The 16,663-nt window shown below is 65.2% G+C and carries 14 protein-coding genes and 1 other RNA gene; 7 read left to right on the top strand and 8 right to left on the bottom strand.

Going from position 1 to position 16,663, the window contains the following annotated elements:
- Position 1: 1 nt before the first annotated feature.
- Complete coding sequence (locus F6B93_RS13855; protein WP_211695609.1) at positions 2–529, bottom strand: low molecular weight protein-tyrosine-phosphatase; 528 nt, start codon at positions 527–529, stop codon at positions 2–4.
- Positions 522–1,154, bottom strand: a complete 633-nt coding sequence (locus F6B93_RS13850) for an HAD-IA family hydrolase (RefSeq protein WP_281426164.1) — start codon at positions 1,152–1,154, stop codon at positions 522–524. The genes F6B93_RS13855 and F6B93_RS13850 overlap by 8 nt, the downstream gene beginning before the upstream one ends.
- Positions 1,155–1,374: 220 nt before the next feature.
- On the opposite strand from F6B93_RS13850, the gene F6B93_RS13845 reads away from it, so the two are divergent.
- From F6B93_RS13845 to F6B93_RS13825, 5 genes are all read left to right on the top strand, one after another.
- Complete coding sequence (locus tag F6B93_RS13845; protein WP_246540757.1) at positions 1,375–3,027, top strand: PE family protein; 1,653 nt, start codon at positions 1,375–1,377, stop codon at positions 3,025–3,027.
- A 73-nt stretch (positions 3,028–3,100) separates the two neighbouring features.
- Entirely contained in the window at positions 3,101–4,153 is a 1,053-nt protein-coding gene (cobC, locus tag F6B93_RS13840; protein WP_246540755.1) for an Rv2231c family histidinol phosphate aminotransferase CobC, read from the top strand.
- A complete protein-coding gene (locus F6B93_RS13835; protein ID WP_211695606.1) occupies positions 4,153–5,310 on the top strand; it encodes a Nif3-like dinuclear metal center hexameric protein in 1,158 nt (385 codons plus the stop codon). The genes cobC and F6B93_RS13835 overlap by 1 nt, the downstream gene beginning before the upstream one ends.
- Positions 5,300–6,037 carry a zinc ribbon domain-containing protein gene (locus F6B93_RS13830; protein WP_211695605.1) on the top strand — a complete coding sequence of 246 codons (738 nt, stop codon included), beginning with the start codon at positions 5,300–5,302 and terminating at the stop codon, positions 6,035–6,037. The genes F6B93_RS13835 and F6B93_RS13830 overlap by 11 nt, the downstream gene beginning before the upstream one ends.
- Positions 6,034–7,143 carry a bifunctional RNase H/acid phosphatase gene (locus tag F6B93_RS13825; RefSeq protein WP_211695604.1) on the top strand — a complete coding sequence of 370 codons (1,110 nt, stop codon included), beginning with the start codon at positions 6,034–6,036 and terminating at the stop codon, positions 7,141–7,143. Before F6B93_RS13830 ends, F6B93_RS13825 begins: the two co-directional genes overlap by 4 nt.
- Before the next feature lie 22 nt (positions 7,144–7,165).
- Here F6B93_RS13825 and F6B93_RS13820 read toward each other — a convergent pair whose 3' ends face one another.
- Together F6B93_RS13820 and F6B93_RS13815 are read right to left on the bottom strand one after the other, a co-directional pair.
- The gene (locus F6B93_RS13820; protein WP_425518455.1) at positions 7,166–8,761 is read right to left on the bottom strand and encodes a phospholipase C; all 1,596 of its coding nucleotides are present in this window, start codon (positions 8,759–8,761) and stop codon (positions 7,166–7,168) included.
- Positions 8,762–8,932: 171 nt separating this feature from the next.
- The gene (locus F6B93_RS13815) at positions 8,933–9,643 is read right to left on the bottom strand and encodes a 2OG-Fe(II) oxygenase (protein WP_211695603.1); all 711 of its coding nucleotides are present in this window, start codon (positions 9,641–9,643) and stop codon (positions 8,933–8,935) included.
- Between the two features lie 190 nt (positions 9,644–9,833).
- On the opposite strand from F6B93_RS13815, the gene rnpB reads away from it, so the two are divergent.
- Positions 9,834–10,249: RNase P RNA component class A (gene rnpB, locus F6B93_RS13810), an RNA gene on the top strand.
- A gap of 15 nt (positions 10,250–10,264) precedes the next feature.
- Here the strand turns inward: rnpB and F6B93_RS13805 are convergent.
- Both F6B93_RS13805 and F6B93_RS13800 read right to left on the bottom strand, forming a co-directional pair.
- The gene (locus tag F6B93_RS13805; protein WP_211695602.1) at positions 10,265–11,821 is read right to left on the bottom strand and encodes a CYTH and CHAD domain-containing protein; all 1,557 of its coding nucleotides are present in this window, start codon (positions 11,819–11,821) and stop codon (positions 10,265–10,267) included.
- A 204-nt stretch (positions 11,822–12,025) separates the two neighbouring features.
- Positions 12,026–12,649 carry a TetR/AcrR family transcriptional regulator gene (locus F6B93_RS13800; protein WP_211695601.1) on the bottom strand — a complete coding sequence of 208 codons (624 nt, stop codon included), beginning with the start codon at positions 12,647–12,649 and terminating at the stop codon, positions 12,026–12,028.
- 239 nt (positions 12,650–12,888) lie between these two features.
- Here F6B93_RS13800 and F6B93_RS23410 point away from each other — a divergent pair, with 239 nt between their 5' ends.
- Positions 12,889–14,409: a PE domain-containing protein gene (locus F6B93_RS23410; protein WP_211695600.1), complete on the top strand. Its 1,521-nt coding sequence runs from the start codon at positions 12,889–12,891 to the stop codon at positions 14,407–14,409.
- A 331-nt stretch (positions 14,410–14,740) separates the two neighbouring features.
- Here the strand turns inward: F6B93_RS23410 and F6B93_RS22930 are convergent, their stop codons facing one another.
- Both F6B93_RS22930 and F6B93_RS13785 read right to left on the bottom strand, forming a co-directional pair.
- The gene (locus tag F6B93_RS22930) at positions 14,741–15,019 is read right to left on the bottom strand and encodes a class I SAM-dependent methyltransferase (protein WP_425518454.1); all 279 of its coding nucleotides are present in this window, start codon (positions 15,017–15,019) and stop codon (positions 14,741–14,743) included.
- Positions 15,020–15,188: 169 nt separating this feature from the next.
- Positions 15,189–16,148: an SAM-dependent methyltransferase gene (locus tag F6B93_RS13785; RefSeq protein ID WP_211695599.1), complete on the bottom strand. Its 960-nt coding sequence runs from the start codon at positions 16,146–16,148 to the stop codon at positions 15,189–15,191.
- Positions 16,149–16,663: the final 515 nt, after the last annotated feature.

Raw genomic sequence — 16,663 nt, 5'->3', positions numbered from 1 at the left:
ATCACCCGGATCCGATCCGCGCGAGTCGCTCGTCGACCCAGTCGTGCAGACCTGGCAACGCGGCCTCGATGACGGCAAAAACCTCCTCGAAGTCGGCGTGGCCACCGTAGTAGGGGTCGGCGACGTCCGGGGCAATGGCACCTGAGCGGGGGTCGAACGAACGCAGCATCCGTATCCGCTCCTCGTCGACTCCGAGTTGGCGCAAGAGCTGAACGTGGTTGCGCCCCAACGCCACCACCAGGTCCGCCGTCAGGTGTGTGGTGCCAACCTGCGCGGCCCGATGGGCACTCGGGTAGCCGTGAGACTGCAGCACCCGGCTTGCCCGCTTGTCGGCGCGATCGCCGACATGCCAGTTGCCGGTGCCCGCGCTGGTCACGTGCACCGCGTCGCCCAGGCCGCGCTGGCGAAGCTGCTGGGCGAACATCTTCTCGGCCATCGGCGAACGGCAGATGTTGCCGGTGCACACGAAAGTGACATGCAGTGCTTTCTCACCGTCGTGACGTTTCGTACGGGCCAGCGGATCAGACATCCAGCGCCTCCCGCAGCTCGGCGATTGTCGCGGCGTGCCGCACGGTCGTGCCGGCGACGCCGTCGGGGAAGTCGGTGTGTCCATAGCCCCAGCCCACGACGACGGTGTCGATGCCGTGCGCGGCGGCCCCGTCCACGTCATGGCTGCGGTCACCGACCATGAGCATGCGCTCGGGTAGCGGATGTAGCTGTGCGAGCGCGTGCGCCAACACCTCGGTCTTGCTGCGCCGAGAGCCGTCGGGACTCGCTCCGGCGATGACCTCGAATTGCTGTTCGAGTCCGAAATGGGCGAGGATTCGCCGCGCCGTCGGTTCCAGCTTCGACGTGGCAACAGCCAGCCGGACACCGGCAGCTCGCAGATCGTGCACCAGCGCCTCGATCCCGTCGAAGAGGCTGTTCATCGCCCAGCCCCGGGCGGCGTACTCGGCCCGGAATACCGCGATTGCCTCCTCGGTGCGTTCCCCGAGGCCCATAGCCGCCAAGGTGTCGTCCATCGGTGGGCCGACGATGTGGGCGGCGAGGTCGCCCTCCGGTACCACCGCATCGATGCGCTGCAGCGCATGCCGGAAGCTGGCCACGATGCCGTGGGCCGAGTCGGTGAGGGTGCCATCGAGGTCGAAGATCACCAGTTGCGGAGCGGCCTCAGGCGCGGCGTACTGGGTCCGGCTCCCGCTGGTCTCGGTCACAGTGCCCACGCTGCCCACGATGCCATTGTCGTTGACGCGGTGGTGGTACGAACACCGAGGCATGGGTGCGACCGAATGGCCGCGCTCGATTGCTGCGGATTTCGGGGGATGTGCGGCTGAGACGCAGTATTTTCTTCATCACCAAGGTCGACATGGCGTGATGCCAACGCCGCGGGATATCCGGCCGTCAGAGAGGGGCTCACCGCTGATGTATCTCAGCACGCAGCCGCAGCTGATGGCGGCCGCTGCCGCGGACGTGGCGGGCATCGGTGCGGTGGTCAGTGAAGCCAGCGCTGCTGCGGCCGCCCCGACGACAGCGGTTGTCGCGGCTGCCGCCGATGAGGTGTCGGCGGCGATTGCGGAGTTTGCCAGCGCCTTCGGCCGCGAGTACCAAATGGTGTTCGGGCAGGTGGCGGCATTCCATCGTGAATTCGCCCAGGCATTGACGGCCGCGGCGCACGCCTACTCGACAGCCGAGATCGCCAACACGGTCGCAGTGTCGAGTGCGTCGACGGAGGCGATGCTGCTCGCGCCGGAGAAGGTCGCCCTGATGATGGGCGGTACAGGAAACCCGCTGCCGTCTCAATTCTACGTCGACACCCTCAACTCGCTGTTCATCCAACCCATTGCGCCTGGTGCGATTCCGGAAGCCCTGTACACACCGGCTGAGTTGTACCCCGTCACCGGCGTCAGGAACCTGCCGTTCGAGTCCTCGGTGTCCGAAGGCGTCGACATTCTCAACAACGCGATCATGCGGGAAGTCGCTGCCGGAAATCAGGTCACGGTGTTCGGCAACTCGCAAAGTGCGGTAATCGCCTCGTTGGCAATGAGCGAACTTGCCAACATGGGCTCTTCCGCTCCGAGCACGACAGACCTCCACTTCGCGCTGATCGCCAACCTGATGAATCCCAACGGAGGCTTATTTCAGCGGTTCGCCGGTCTGACATTCCCGGCTTTGGGTCTGGATTTCTACGGGTCCACCCCAGACAATCTGTACCCGACGACGATCTATACGCGCGAATACGATGGTTTCGCCAGCTTCCCCCAGTACCCGCTGAATTTCGTTTCCGTCCTCAATGCCCTCGCAGGTATCGGTTTCGTGCACTTCGGATATGACACGCTCACGCCCGATCAAATCGATTCCGCTGTCACCCTCCCGACGGAGGGGCCGACGATGACCACATACAAGATGATTCGGACCGAGGACTTACCGCTGCTGGAGCCGGTTCGCGCGATCCCCGTTGTGGGAGAACCGCTGGCTAGCCTGGTGCAACCCAACCTGAAAGTCATCGTCAACTTGGGTTACGGCGACCCAGCCTATGGCTACTCGACGGGTCCGGCGAATGTGCCCACGCCGTTTGGACTGTTTCCGCCGGTCAGCCTGCACACCGTCATCGAGGCTTTGACGGCGGGCACGCACGAGGGCATCGCGGATTTCGCGGCTGATCTCCACGCGATGTCCACCACGCCGATCTCCCCGCCGTCGTTGGTGGGGCCGCCGATGGCACCACCCACGGCGATGGTCCTTCCGACGCCCATTGAAGTGGCGAATGCGGCCACTTCAATCATCTCGACGGACTACGCGCTCCTGCTTCCGGCAGCCGACATCGCTATGTCCGTCTTTGTCAGTCTGCCCGCATATGACGCCACCTTGATCGTGCGTGGGCTCGAGGAAGGCAGCCTCCTCAACGCCATCGGCTATCCGATCACGGCAAACGTGGCCTTGCTACCGCTGGCCGGAGGACTGGGTGCGGTCACCGTCGTTCGAGCGTTGGCGTCGAATATCAGCGACATCCAGGGTCTCTTCTCCTGACACCCACGGGTGATCTCGGCACGTCCCGGGCAGGATGCCGGGCTCATGCGCTGGCGCACTAGTCTTTGACGCTGTGGCGAGTCTGGACACGAGCCCGCTTGCGGGGGCGCGTTATCACGGTGATCAGGCCGCCGCCCCGGGCATGCTCGATTTCGCCGTCAACGTCCGTCACGGTCAACCGCCGGCCTGGCTGGTGCAGCGGTTGGCCGACCGGCTTCCTGACCTGGCCCGCTATCCAAGTCGCACCGATGTGCAACGAGCCCAAGAGGCGGCAGCCCACCGGCACGGCCGCGGCTGCGATGAGGTGGTGCCGCTGGCCGGCGCCGCCGAAGGCTTTGCGTTGCTACCCAACCTCCGCCCGGCGCGGGCGGCGATTATCGCGCCGTCGTTCACCGAACCCGCCGCCACGCTCAGCGCGGCCGGAATCCCGGTGCACCACGTAGTGCTAGAGCCGCCGTTCAATCTGGACGGCGCGCACGTACCCGACGACGTCGACCTCGTCGTGGTGGGCAATCCCACCAACCCCACCTCGGTGTTGCATCCCCGCGAACAGGTGCTTGCGCTGCGCCGCCCGGGGCGGATCCTGGTCGTCGACGAGGCGTTCGCCGACTCGATCCCCGGCGAGCCGGGGTCGCTGGCTGGTGACCCACTGCCCGACGTGCTGGTGCTGCGCAGCCTGACCAAAACCTGGTCACTGGCTGGATTGCGGGTCGGCTACGCCATTGGCGCGCCCGATCTGCTGGCCCGGTTGACCGCACAGCGGGCGCACTGGCCGATGGGTATCCTGCAGCTGACGGCGATCGAGGCCTGTTGCACGGCGCATTCCGTGGCCGACGCCGCTGCCGACGCGGCACGGTTGGCCGCTATGCGTGCGGAGTTGGTGGCCGGTCTGGCGTCGATTGGTGCCGTCGTGATCGATGGGCAGGCCCCGTTTGTCTTGTTCCGCATGCCGGACGCTGAGGTGATCCGGAATCGGTTGCATGACAAGGGCATCGCGATCCGCCGCGGTGACACGTTTGTCGGCCTGGACGAGCGGTACTTGCGGGTGGCGGTGCGCCCGGAGTGGCCGTTGTTGGTCGCAGAAATCGCCGGCGCGATGACCCACCCGAAGAACCGGAGGTGTTGATGGGCGTGCGGTTGGCCGAGGTGATCGGCGTGCTGGACGAGGCATACCCGCCGGGGCTGGCCCAGTCGTGGGATTCGGTCGGGTTGGTGTGCGGTGATCCCGCCGACGTCGTGGACTCGGTGACGGTCGCGATCGACGCAACCCCGGCGGTCGTTGACGAAGTTCCGGAAGCAAGTCTGTTGCTCGCCCATCATCCCTTGCTGTTGCGCGGGGTCGACACGGTTGCTGCCAGCACGCCCAAGGGTGCCCTCGTGCACGGTCTGATCCGTACGGGGCGTTCCTTGTTTACCGCGCACACCAATGCTGACTCGGCGACACCGGGGGTGTCTGACGCATTGGCAGGCGCCCTAGGCCTGACGGTGGAAGCTGTGCTCGACCCACATGCTGGGGTGACTGTGCTCGACAAATGGGTGATCTATGTGCCGCGCGAGAACTCGGAAGCAGTGCAGGCAGCGGTTTTTGCGGCCGGAGCCGGACACATCGGTGACTATTCGCACTGCAGCTGGAGTGTCGCCGGTACCGGACAGTTCCTGCCCCAGGACGGGGCGTCACCGGCGATCGGCAGCGTCGGTACCGTCGAGCGGGTGGCCGAAGACCGGGTCGAGGTGGTCGCGCCCGTGCGAGCCCGTACGGCGGTGTTGGCCGCGATGCGCTCCGCTCATCCTTACGAGGAGCCCGCCTTCGACATCTTCGCGCTGGTGCCGCCGCCGGCGGGCACCGGATTGGGCCGAATAGGTCGGCTGCCTCGACCCGAACCGCTGAGCGCTTTTGTCGCCCGCGTGCGCGCCGCGTTGCCGGAAACGTCCGCAGGGGTGCGCGCGGCGGGGGATCCGGACTTGCCGGTGTCGCGGGTGGCGGTCTGTGGCGGTTCCGGGGACTCGCTGCTGGGCACCGTGGCCGCGGCTGATGTGCAGGCATATCTGACTGCCGATCTGCGCCACCATCCGGCCGACGAGCATCGTCGGGCTTCGGAGGTGGCCCTGATTGATGTCGCGCATTGGGCTAGCGAGTTCCCGTGGTGCGGCCAGGCCGCCGAGGTGCTGCGGTCTCGCTTCCGAGGGTCGCTGCCGGTGCGGGTGGCTACGGTTCGCACCGACCCGTGGAACCTGGAATCGGGTCCTGAGCATCGGACGGGAGAGATCAGTCATGAAGGCTGACGTGGAAGCTCAACAGGCGCTTCTGGAATTGTCGACGTTGGATGCCGAGCTCTCCCGGATCGCGCATCGGGCCACGCACCTGCCGCAGCGCGAAACCTATGAACGCGCCCAGACTGAGCACAACGCCGCTAGTGACCGGGTTTCCGCGCTCCGAATCGCGTTGGAGGACCTCGATGGTCAGGTGTCGCGCTTCGAATCGGAGATCGATGCGGTCCGAAAGCGCGAAGACCGCGACCGGTCACTGCTTTCATCGGGAGCCACGGACGTGAAGCAGTTGTCGGATTTGCAACACGAACTGGAGACGTTGCAACGTCGGCAGGTCAGTCTGGAAGATTCCCTGCTCGAGGTGATGGAGCGCCGCGAGGAACTGCAGGCCCAGCACGCAGGTGAGTTGGGCGCGATCGAGGCGTTGCAGGCAGACCTGGCAGGCGCCCAGCAGGCCTTGGATGCCGCGCTGGCCGAGATCGACGCGGCCCGGGATCAGAAGTCTGCGCGACGCGACATTCTGACCGCAACAATGGATTCCGAACTCACGGCGCTCTACGAGCGACAGCGATCCAGGGGAGGGGCGGGCGCAGGGCAGCTCCAGGGCCACCGGTGTGGCGCATGCCGCATCGAAATCGGCCGCGGTGAGCTGGCCCGCATCACGGCCGCCCCCGAGGACGAGGTGGTGCGCTGCCCGGAGTGCGGGGCGATCTTGTTGCGGGTCAAAGGTTCTCAGCAGTGAAAGTCGTCATCGAGGCTGATGGCGGATCGCGAGGTAACCCGGGCCTGGCGGGTTATGGGGCGGTGGTCTGGACCGCGGACCATTCGACCGTGCTGGCGGAGACGAAGCAGGCGATCGGCCGGGCGACGAACAACGTTGCCGAATACCGCGGCTTGATAGCCGGTTTGGACGATGCGCGCAAATTGGGCGCCACCGAGGTGGCCGTGCTGTTGGATTCCAAGCTGGTCGTGGAGCAGATGTGCGGGCGGTGGAAGGTCAAGCACCCCGACCTCATCGAGCTGCACGCGCAGGCTCAGGTCCTGGCGTCGCAGTTTCATGCGATCAGCTACTCGTGGGTTCCCCGCGCGAGAAATTCGCATGCCGATCGGCTGGCCAATGAGGCGATGGACGCCGCGCAAACCGATGGCGGCGACCCGGCGAAGGTGCCGGACCGCGAACCTGCCCACAGCGCTGCAGCTGAGACGCCGCGGGCTCCCGGCTGGTCGGGTGCGCGCGGTACGCCCACCCGGCTGCTTCTGTTGCGACACGGGCAGACTGACCTATCGGCGCAGCGGCGGTATTCCGGGCGCGGCAACCCGGGGCTCAACCAGGTAGGGCAACGGCAGGCGCAGGCGGCGGCGCGGTATCTCGCGCAGCGAGGCGGGATCGGCGCCGTGGTCTCCTCGCCACTGCGACGGGCGTACGAAACTGCGGCGGCGGCGGCCGGGGCATTGGGCATGGACGTGACTGTGGACGATGCCTTCATCGAGACGGACTTCGGCGCCTGGGAGGGCTTGACGTTCGCCGAGGCCGCCGAACGCGATCCCGAGCTGCACAGTCGCTGGTTGCGTGACACCAGTATCTCGCCGCCGGGTGGGGAGAGCTTTGACGATGTCCTCGTCCGGGTTCGCCGGGGATTAGATGGGATCGTCGCCGGAAACTCGGGTTCGACGGTGCTGGTGGTTTCCCACGTCACGCCGATCAAGATCGTGCTGCGGCTGGCGTTGAATGCGGGAGCGGGGATCCTGTACCGATTGCATCTTGATCTGGCGTCGTTGAGCATCGCCGAGTTTTATCCGGATGGCGGGTCGTCGGTACGGCTGGTCAATCAGACCGGATATCTGTAGCGGGGCTTGCAGTTTCGTGCGGTCAGCAGGGGCCGCTGGGAGTCCCGCGGGTAGGCGTGGTTTCCTGGGTCGGCATGACCTGCGGGAACGGCACTCGATACGGGATTCCCTGTGGGGACCCGGTATACGGATTCGGGTCCAATCCCACCGTTCCCAGCCACATATTGGGGACGCACTGCGGCAGTCGTTGTATCCCGTCGAGGGCTGGGCGGCCCAAGTTGGGTCGCGATGGGTTGGGCGGGGAGGCGAAGTTGAACGTCGATGTCAGGTCGCCTACGGTGCTGTCGCGCCAGGCCGTCAAGTTGGGAACCGGCACTCCGAAACGGGCGCTGATCAATTTCAGCTGTGACGTGTGGTCGAACACGTCGTGGACCATCAGACCGCCACGGCTGAACGGCGAGATGATGATGCCGGGGACGCGAAAGCCCAAGCCTATGGGTCCGCGAATGCCGCCGGACCCCGATACGGCGTTGATATCGGGCACTGTCAGATATTCGCCGGGGGTTCCCGGTGGTGCCGTGGGGGGTACGACGTGGTCGAAGAAGCCGCCATTCTCGTCGTAGGCGACGATCAGCGCGGTCTTTTCCCATACCGCCGGATTGGAAAGCAGGATTCTTAGCAAGTTCACGATGCTGACCGCGCCGATAGCTGGCGGGAATGCGGGATGTTCGGACTGGGGGGTGTTCGGAACCACCCAGGAAACCTGCGGCAACCTATTGGCTTTGACGTCGGCAGCGAACTGGAAAGGATAGGTCGGTGAAAGGCCGAAGCGAGCCAAATCTGAGCGCGGGTTCCGGGCCTGTTGGAAGTACGACATGATGTCGTCGTAGGTGTAATTGAGGTACTGATTGACGATGGGTCCGAGCGACTTGTTGCGATACAGCTTCCAGCTGACGCCGGCGGCGCTGAGGTTCTCCGGCATTGTGGTCCAGCTGAACTGACCAATCGGGTTGGTGGGGGGGCTCGTCAGCTGCGGTCCGCCCTGGGTGCCGTCAAAGCCGAGGTTGGCGCTCAACCAGTACAACCGGTTCGGCAGGGTGGGACCCAAGACCGAGGAGAAGTAGCGATCGCAGACCGTGAACGTGTCTGCCAACAGGTAGTGGATCGGGATGTCTTTGCGTGTCAGATAGCCCATCGTCACCGGGACGTTGCCGTTGGGGGGCACCACCGGGCTGTGGCCTACCTGCGCCGGGAGCCAATTGTCGTTGGCGCCGCCGTTCCAGGAGTCGTGCATCGCCTCCCAGGAATGGTCGGGGTCGCTGAGGCATTCCCCGTCAATGAAGGGGCCCCGGGTGGTGTCGAAACGGTAAGGCATCGTGATGCCTGCGGGGTCGAGGGCCTGCGTCTCCGGGTTCCAGCCCGCTTGCGAGAACAACGGCGAGGCGGTGTCGAAGCCATCGGTGTCGGAGAGCGTTCCGAAATAGTGGTCAAATGATCGGTTCTCCATCAAGAACAAAACAATGTGCTCGATGTCGGTCAGATGACCGCCGCAGGGCCCCGCTCCATAGGCCTTTTCGATGATCGGGCCAGCAAAAGACAGGAGGGCACCCGTACCGCCGGCTGCCGTCTTCGTCAAAAATCTTCGACGCGACATTCCGGCGATCGGTCGCTTGCTCACCACTATGCCTTCCTGGTTGACCGCTCGGCCCACGCTAAGCGTGCCGCGACGATTGACGTCGTCATACCAGTCGGCGTGTCGACCGTCTCTTTAGCGCTTCCCAAAAAGACACGGGGTGTTCACCTGCAGTTTTCCTGGGTGCCACTGCCCGATCGCGGCCGGCCGGCCTGACTACGACGCGTCGTGAAAGATCAGCCCGAGTGCATACCGTTCGCCCGAGGTGATGGTTGACAGACCATGGCGCACGGCTGCTGCTGACCAACCGCGCGCCGAGCGTGCCGGCCGATCGCGAGTCGTGAACACGTACCCGTGCCCCTGCGGCAGTTGCATTGCGGTGCCTCTGGATTGCGCGCGTGGGCGTTGCTCGACGAGCAGGAATTCGCCGCCGGTGTAATCGGTGGTGGGATCGCTGAGGTTGATCACGACCTGAAGCGGGAACACCAGCTCGCCGTAGAGGTCCTGGTGTAGGGCATTCCAGTCGTTCGCGCCGTACTTCAACATCAGGGCCGTCGACCTGGTCTGACCTGCCGCGTGGCAGATCGCCAGCCAATCGTCGAGGCTATCGGGCCACGGCGCGTCTCGCCTGAGCTTGCTCCACCAGTCGCGCGCGATCGGCCTCAGCCGGGGATAGAGAGCCTGTTTGAGCTGTTCGATCGGCTCGGGATACGGCGCGTGGAAATAGCGATACTGCCCGGCGCCGTAGCGCTTCGGCCCCATATTGATGGTCGAGCGGAAAAGCCGGTCGTATGCGTAGAGCCCGCGCAGCCGCACCGCCTCGGCGCGGGTGATCAGTCTCGGTAGCAGCGCCCCGCCATACTCGTTGACCGTGGTGGTGATGGCGTCCCAATCGCCGGAGGCCACGCGCTTTTCCCACCGGTTCATCAGCGGGACCCAGCGGCCGGCTCAGACGTCATTGCGTGTCCTTCCGTGTCCTTCCGTGTCCTCCCGTGACGATTCTGGTCCCTTTGTCCACGATAGAGACCCCTCCGCGGACAGGCCGGGCACCCAGGCGCGACGACCCGGCAAACCCCTGGAAACCGCATTCGGCAGCGGGTACCGTGTTCGTCGCGGACGAGTTGGCTGGGCGGCCGCGGCTCGGGCGGGTCCCACGGACCGGCGTCGAGTCGAGGAAAGTCCGGACTTCACAGAGCGGGGTGATTGCTAACAGCAATCCGAGGTGACTCGCGGGAAAGTGCCACAGAAAACAAACCGCCACCCCCGCGGTGGTAAGGGTGAAACGGTGCGGTAAGAGCGCACCAGCATCCCGGGTGACCGGGATGGCTAGGCAAACCCCACCCGAAGCAAGGCCAAGAAGGCCGCGCGAAAGTGCGGCCGCGCAGGCGTTCGAGGGTTGCTCGCCCGAGCCTGCGGGTAGGCCGCTTGAGGCACTCGGCAACGATGCGCCCAGATGGATGGTCGCTGCCGCGCCGTCGTTGGCTAAACCTCGGCGGCGCGGAACAGAATCCGGCTTACAGGCCAACTCGCCCGCCCCGTGGAGCGCCGTCACTGCCGTGCTTTGCGTACCGCCTTCTTGAGGTTGCGCAGCGCGCCGTCGAGCTGGGCATGGCAACGCTCGGCCAGGTCGGCTTCCTGTTGGTAGAGCAGGCCGTAGGTGAAGGTGTCCTCGCCGGCCGCGTGCGCGGCTTTGGCCTGTGCAATCAGGTGCTCGCGGCTCACCACGCTGTCTTGGTGGTCGCCGAGCAACGCCTGGATCGTCTTGGCTTCTCGTGCAGCTCGGTCCGCTCCAGTCGCCGCCGCGGTATAGCGCAGTCGCTTGGCCCGTTTGCGAATGACATGCAGCGCCTCGTTGCGGTCGTGGTCGGCTGCATGCTCGCCCTCGGCGGGGACAGTCGCTGCGGCCTTCGCTGCCTTGCGGACGCGTTTGTAGGCAGCATCAATGCCGACCTGCGTCGGTCGTTGGTCGGCGGCGGCCTCGGGACGTTCGGAGACCAGCACGTCGAGGGCGTCGAGCAACCGGAAGTACCGCTGCGAGCGCATCGCGATCAGCGACCGTCGCAGCCCCGTCTGGTATCGCCGCCGTGCTCCGCCGACCAACCGCTCATGCACCGGCCCGCGCACCAACTCCGGTGCCAGCCGGTCCAGCTCGCGCTCGTAGCGCTCACCGAGCACTTCGGCGTCGCGTGCGATGCCCAGGATGCTGGCGAGTTCACGCAGTTCCTCGATGATCCACGTGCATTCATCCACACCGAACGACGCCTGGGCGTCTTTGAGCAGGCTGCGGATCTTGCGGATGGTCACTCGCATCTGGTGCACGGCATCGTAGGAATCGGCGCGCACCGCTCGATCCCATAGCAGCAGCTTGTCGACCTGCTCGGCCACGGCGCGGTGGACCGGGTCAGTGGGAGGCTTCGTGTTGTTGGGTGACGCACCAGGAGCGCAGGTCGAGCCAAGCGCCTTGGCTAGCTTTGAGCCATGGCTGGCGGGGGCGGCACCGGCGTCGAGGAGCCGATTTGCTAGCCGGTTCAGTAGGTCGGTATCAACGGCCCCCTGCGCGGTCACGAGCTCCAGTTCCCATTCGCGCCACTCTTGCTCCGCGGGAAGCCCATCCGGGGCATCGGCGGTTCCAGCCGACCAGGCTGTCACGTGGTCATTGCAAAACTCCGCTAGCGCGACGCCATCGGCCCCGTACAGGATCTGCGTTTCACGCTGGGTGGTGATTCGCGCGACCGGTTCTACCGGGCGATCGCGGACGATCGCCAGCACCACGTCGCGCAACTCGCTGGGTACGGCGTCTCCGCTTGCCGAAGTGGACGCGCCGAGCGGTGCCCGGATCTCGGTGCGGGAATCGGGTCCGGCTGGCAACTTGAGGTGCCAGCCGGCGTCAGCGCCACCGGTGCGGCGCCGTAGCGTGATTCGGTTACGTGCGAGGTCCTGCGACGCAGTGTCGAAATACAGTGCGTCCAACGTCTGGGTCGGTGACCTCTCGGCGCGCGTCACCGCGGCGATGCCCTCGAAGGATGGCGACACCGTCGACTCGCCGACGTCGAACTTGCGCTCGACTTCGAGATGGCGTCCCGCCTTGGGGGCCTTTTCGGGCATTGTCACCTCCGATAGGAACGCGTCGTGGGGGTGGATCGTCGCTCACAGCATCCATGTCGTGAACAGCATCCATGTCGTGAACACCGTCCATGTCGTGAACAGCATCCACAGAGTGCCACATCAAGGCTGGCAGCTTCCCAGCGAAGTCGCTCACGCCGGAGGGCGCGTTGTGGGTCGCGGCGTGCGTGCAACGCTGCTGAGGTATCAGCGGTTTGCCAGCTCGGCCCATCGAGCGCGTTGCTGCCGTATCCCGTCGATGACGCTGTCGATCGCCGAACCGAGGCGTGCGCGGTCATCGGTGGCAAGGAGGTCGAATTGTAGACCCCGCACTTGTGCAAGCAACAGTGTTGCGAAGTCATCGACCTCGTCGCTGGGGCAGCCAGCCCGCAGCGCATGGTGACGAAGCATATTGATCCACCCGGTGGTCACTCGGTCAAGGAATGCCCGATACTCGTCCGGGTTGCGCACAGCTAGCCCGTAGGCCTCGAATAGCAGTCGAGAACGCTGGTCAGTCGCTGGCTGCATCCATCGCTGCCACAGCCCCTGAATGACGGCCTCGATGTCAGCATCGCCCAGGTTCTCCGGGATCGGTGTTCGGGAGCCGATCGAGCCAAGGATTTCGACCAACAGATCGTCTTTGGTGCCGAAGTGATGGCGCAGCGTGACATGCGACACGCCCACTGCCGCCGCGAGCTTGCGAAACGACAACTGGTTGATGCCGTGCTCCAACACATGAGCCATCACCGCGGTGAGGATTTCGCCGCGCCTGTTCTGATACCGCAGTCGGCGGCCATCCACTCGCGGGGCGTCGCCGTTGTCGGACATCATCGCGTTCCCTTCGACTTGCTGGGTTTCCTCCGGCTTCCTGGCCAGTAGCTATTCCTGATGGTAGATCAACCGCGGCTGGAGACCGCGGGGATAGCTGGATCGCGAACGAGTGTCGTTTGCTGTGGACGACTTCCGGGGGTCCGGTTGCGTTTGCCGGCGCATCTCGATCGCCTCGCAGTACGTTCGGAGCCCCCGGTGATCTCCGGGTGATTGCCGTGCGAGGTGAGGGGAGACCGTATATGTCGTTTGTGAACGTGGCACCGGAGATGGTGGCGGCGGCAGCGGCGAATTTGGAGGGTATCGGTTCGACGATCACGGCGGCCAACGCGGCGGTGGCGGCTCAAACGACGGAGGTGGTGGCCCCGGCTGCCGACGAGGTGTCGGTGGCCATCGCGGCCCTGTTCGGCACGCATGGGGAGGCGTATCAGACGCTGAGTGCGCAGGCAGAACTGTTTCATCGGCAGTTCGTGGAGGCGCTGAACTTCGGCGTGGGCTCGTATGTGAGCACCGAGGCCGCTAACGTTCAGCAGACTGCGCGCAATGCCGTGAATACGGTGAATACGGCGACCCAGACGCTGTTGGGGAGTCCGCTTCTCGGTGCTAGTGCCAGCGCGACGACTGTGGGCGGGGGCAAAACGCCCCGCGGGTTGTTCTCCGGAAACGCCGACATCGTCGGCCGCGGTGGACTACTGACCGGCCTTGGCGGCAATGGCATTCTTGGGGGTAAGCGAGTCGACTTGACCGGCGGCGGTGTGGCCGGACTCTTGGGCCAGGCGGGCGGTCCCGTTGTCAGCGGTCTGAGCAGCCTCGCAAGCGGGGAGGGCGCCATTGCCGCAGCACTCGGAGCGCCTGCCGCTGCAGCGGGCCCATTCGCTGTCGGCGGTGCCTACGGAGATCTCCTCAACAATACGAGCGCCAACCTACAAGGCATCGGCAACACCCTATTTGCCGAACCGGCGCCGTTCTTGAGCCAGTTCATCGCCAACCAGCAGAGCTACGCCGACATCGTCGGGGCGTCACTGTTCAGCGCGGGCCAGGACTTCGGGGCCGGTCTAGCGGCCTTGCCGGAGGCCTACGTGTCAGCTTTCGACGCGTTCGCGGCGGGCGACATCACCGGCGGGGTGGAGACTCTTGGGCTGGCGTACGGGAATCTGCTCTTTACGGGCCTCGACTTCAGCCAGACTCCCGTGGACGGGAGCATCACTGTGACAGGGACTTTGGGAGACCTGCTCCCCATCACCACTATCCCGGGCGAGATTTGGCAGAACATGGCCAATCTCGTCCAGACGGTCACCGACACGTCGATCAATTCTGTAATAGCCCTGGTCGATCCATCGTTCACGATGGGCCTACCCTTGGCGCTCGGTCTCGACCTCCTCGGTGCACCGCTCGTCACCGCAGAAGCGGCCCTGCTCAGCGGCACCACATTTGTCAATGCCGTGCAGACCGGGGATGCCCTCGGGGCATTGGGTGCGATTATCGATGCACCCGCGGTCATCGCCGACGGCTTCCTGAACGGCGAGGCGACGCTCAATCTGGAGCTACCGACATCGTTGTCGCCGCTACCGGGGACGAGGTCGTTGACTTCCACCATTCATGTCGGCGGAATCCTCGTTCCGCTCCAGCCCGTCGAAGCGACAACAACATTCCTTGTCGGGCCGCCGACCACCACCACTCTTGGGGGCACGCAGTTCGGTGGTCTCATTCCTGGGCTGCTCGACGCGCGCACCCAACTTGCGAACGCCATAACCCCGTCGTAGGTGGCGTACCTACGCGGCGAACCTATTGCGCCCAAGCCCGTTACACCCAAGCGGCAAACGAAAATGTCGGCGGGGTCCGGTGACCGGAGACAAGCCGGTTGTTGTGACTAGCGGGCCGCGGTTGCCTGTAGCCATCGGGTCGCTGTGGGACCGTGCTAAGTCGTCGCAAGGGCTCCCGCTGGTGCCAACGTTGGGCGTCTCTGGCGAGGACGAACCCAGCGACGATGACCCCGCGGCTGTTGGACTCGATGGCCAGGCTCATCGTCACGGGTCCGTGCGTCTGAGTACTGGTCCAGCCCGTCGGCCGCTGAGCGAAATAACACGGCGGTTCCTACTCGATGATGACCTGCGCTGCGGGTGCGACGTGATGGCTGGCCGTGGCCAATATCGATCTGAGCAGCGGGGTGCCTGGGTAATTGATCAGGTTGGATGTCAGCAGCACCGCGTCAAATCTCTCGGCCAGTCGAACATGCTCGATTCGTGCCTGAACTGTTCGCGCGCAGGGAACATGCTCCGGCATGGCGGGCGAGTCATCGACCGCGGTGACTGTATGCCCTTGCGCGGCTAGCGCGTTGGAGACACGCCCCGTCCCGGCGCTGAGATCCAACACGGAACTCTTGGGCGCTAGTCACGGAACTATTTTGGGCGCTAGTAGCGAATCGATGTGCTCAGCTTCACTCAGCGACGGCAGTCGACGGTAGACCTCGACCAGGCTGCCGTCATCCTTCACTGGGCTGACAGCAGCCCGTGGATGGTCGGCGAGTGAGGCGGCGGCGTTGCTAGCCAGACTGACGGTCGTCTCCTGTGTCAAGCCGAGCGGTTACCAGCAGGCTCGGCGGGGTTGCATCCGCAAGCCCGGCGGGTGCGCTGCGGTCATGGCGGGCCAGGAGCTGCGCGGCGGTCAACACAGAACCGTGCCAACCGCGCTCGCGCAGCCAATCGGCAACGTCGGCTCGGTCCTCGGAGAGGTCCCACAGTTCGGTGACGTCGGAAAGCTCGGCAAGTGTGGCTGCGGCGGTGCGCATCCGCTGCAGGCGCGCGCGGTGGCGCGCCACGCTCCCTGGTTTGAGGAACTCGCCGTCCAGCGCCTCGGCGGCAACCCGGCTATTGGGCGCGCTGAGCTCATGCACGCGCTCGAAGAGCAGATCCTGGGACGCCACGGAGAGGAACGGAAGGAGGCCTTCGACTAACCAGGCAGCTGGCGCGGTAACGTCAAATCCCGCCCGGAGCAATGCCTGCGGCCAGTCGTCGCGAAGATCCACCGGGACCTCGACGTGTGTCGCTGCTGGCAGGGCCTCGCCCTCACGCAAGGTCGCCAGCTTGAACTCGAGTACCTCGGGCTGGTCGAGTTCATACACCGTGATTGCGTCCGGCCACGGCAGCCGCCACGCCCGGGTGTCGAGGCCGGCTGCCAGGATGACCACTTGGCGGATGCCGGCGTCAGCGGCCGCAAGCACAAATTCGTCAAAAAACTTTGTACGCGTCGCAATGTGATCCAGCGAGGCTTGCATGCTGGCCGCCAACTCCGGATCAGCACTCCTGAGTTCATCGTAGGCTGCGCCGCTGGTCACCATGCTCCAGACGTTCTGACCGGCCGCTTCGACGAACAGTTTCGCGAGGGGGTCGCGGATCAGTGGATCCTCGTTGCGGGTTTCCGCGGCCCGGACGGCGGCCACGCCGAGCGCTGTGGCTGCCACGTCTTTGGTGCTTGTCCAGGTGTGGTTGTCGGTTCTGGCCACGATCTACCTCTTCTTCTCCTGGTTGCGTTTGGTCGTGCGCACCCGTTGGTTACGGGAGGCTTTGGTGATAGGCGATGCTGGCGGCCCCGATGCGGATGCCGCGATGTATGCCGCGTACGTGTGCTGCGCGCTCGATTGCGGGGGATGTCACGGTTGGCGCGGTCTGCGGCTCGGCGCTATATGCGGGGGCACACTTTGCCGAGCCCGTTTGCGGGGCCGCTTGGATGCAGCAATTGTCGTCCCACAACTGCGTTGGGCTAGGTTGGGGTGCGTCGCGGCTTCTGTCCAGTGATGTTGAACTGGACCGCCACCCGACCAGGTAGGTGCGCTGTTCGTATCTTTAAGGTGTTCGGGGCCACCTGCACTCCTGCCTATCGCAGGAGTGCAGGTGGGCGCGACCCCGAACTGCTCGTCGTGGCTGGTATCAGTGAAGATGACCACATCCTCTTGTGGCCGGTCGCGCGCCGCCAGAGGGGATCTTGCTTCCTTGGCCGATTGTTCTTCTTCCGTGTCAC

This window comes from Mycobacterium spongiae (genome assembly GCF_018278905.1).
GTDB lineage: Bacteria > Actinomycetota > Actinomycetes > Mycobacteriales > Mycobacteriaceae > Mycobacterium > Mycobacterium spongiae.
Note: the sequence above shows the minus strand (reverse complement) of the source record. Positions and strands in the feature narration are given on the sequence as shown.

Bases quoted from the DNA above. Each gene is read 5' to 3' on its own strand.
- F6B93_RS13855 (WP_211695609.1), bottom strand. From the start codon at position 529: ATGTCTGATCCGCTGGCCCGTACGAAACGTCACGACGGTGAGAAAGCA.
- F6B93_RS13845 (WP_246540757.1), top strand. From the start codon at position 1,375: ATGCCAACGCCGCGGGATATCCGGCCGTCAGAGAGGGGCTCACCGCTG.
- F6B93_RS13835 (WP_211695606.1), top strand. From the start codon at position 4,153: ATGGGCGTGCGGTTGGCCGAGGTGATCGGCGTGCTGGACGAGGCATAC.
- F6B93_RS13830 (WP_211695605.1), top strand. From the start codon at position 5,300: ATGAAGGCTGACGTGGAAGCTCAACAGGCGCTTCTGGAATTGTCGACG.
- F6B93_RS13815 (WP_211695603.1), bottom strand. From the start codon at position 9,643: ATGAACCGGTGGGAAAAGCGCGTGGCCTCCGGCGATTGGGACGCCATC.
- F6B93_RS13805 (WP_211695602.1), bottom strand. From the start codon at position 11,821: ATGCCCGAAAAGGCCCCCAAGGCGGGACGCCATCTCGAAGTCGAGCGC.
- F6B93_RS13800 (WP_211695601.1), bottom strand. From the start codon at position 12,649: ATGATGTCCGACAACGGCGACGCCCCGCGAGTGGATGGCCGCCGACTG.
- F6B93_RS23410 (WP_211695600.1), top strand. From the start codon at position 12,889: ATGTCGTTTGTGAACGTGGCACCGGAGATGGTGGCGGCGGCAGCGGCG.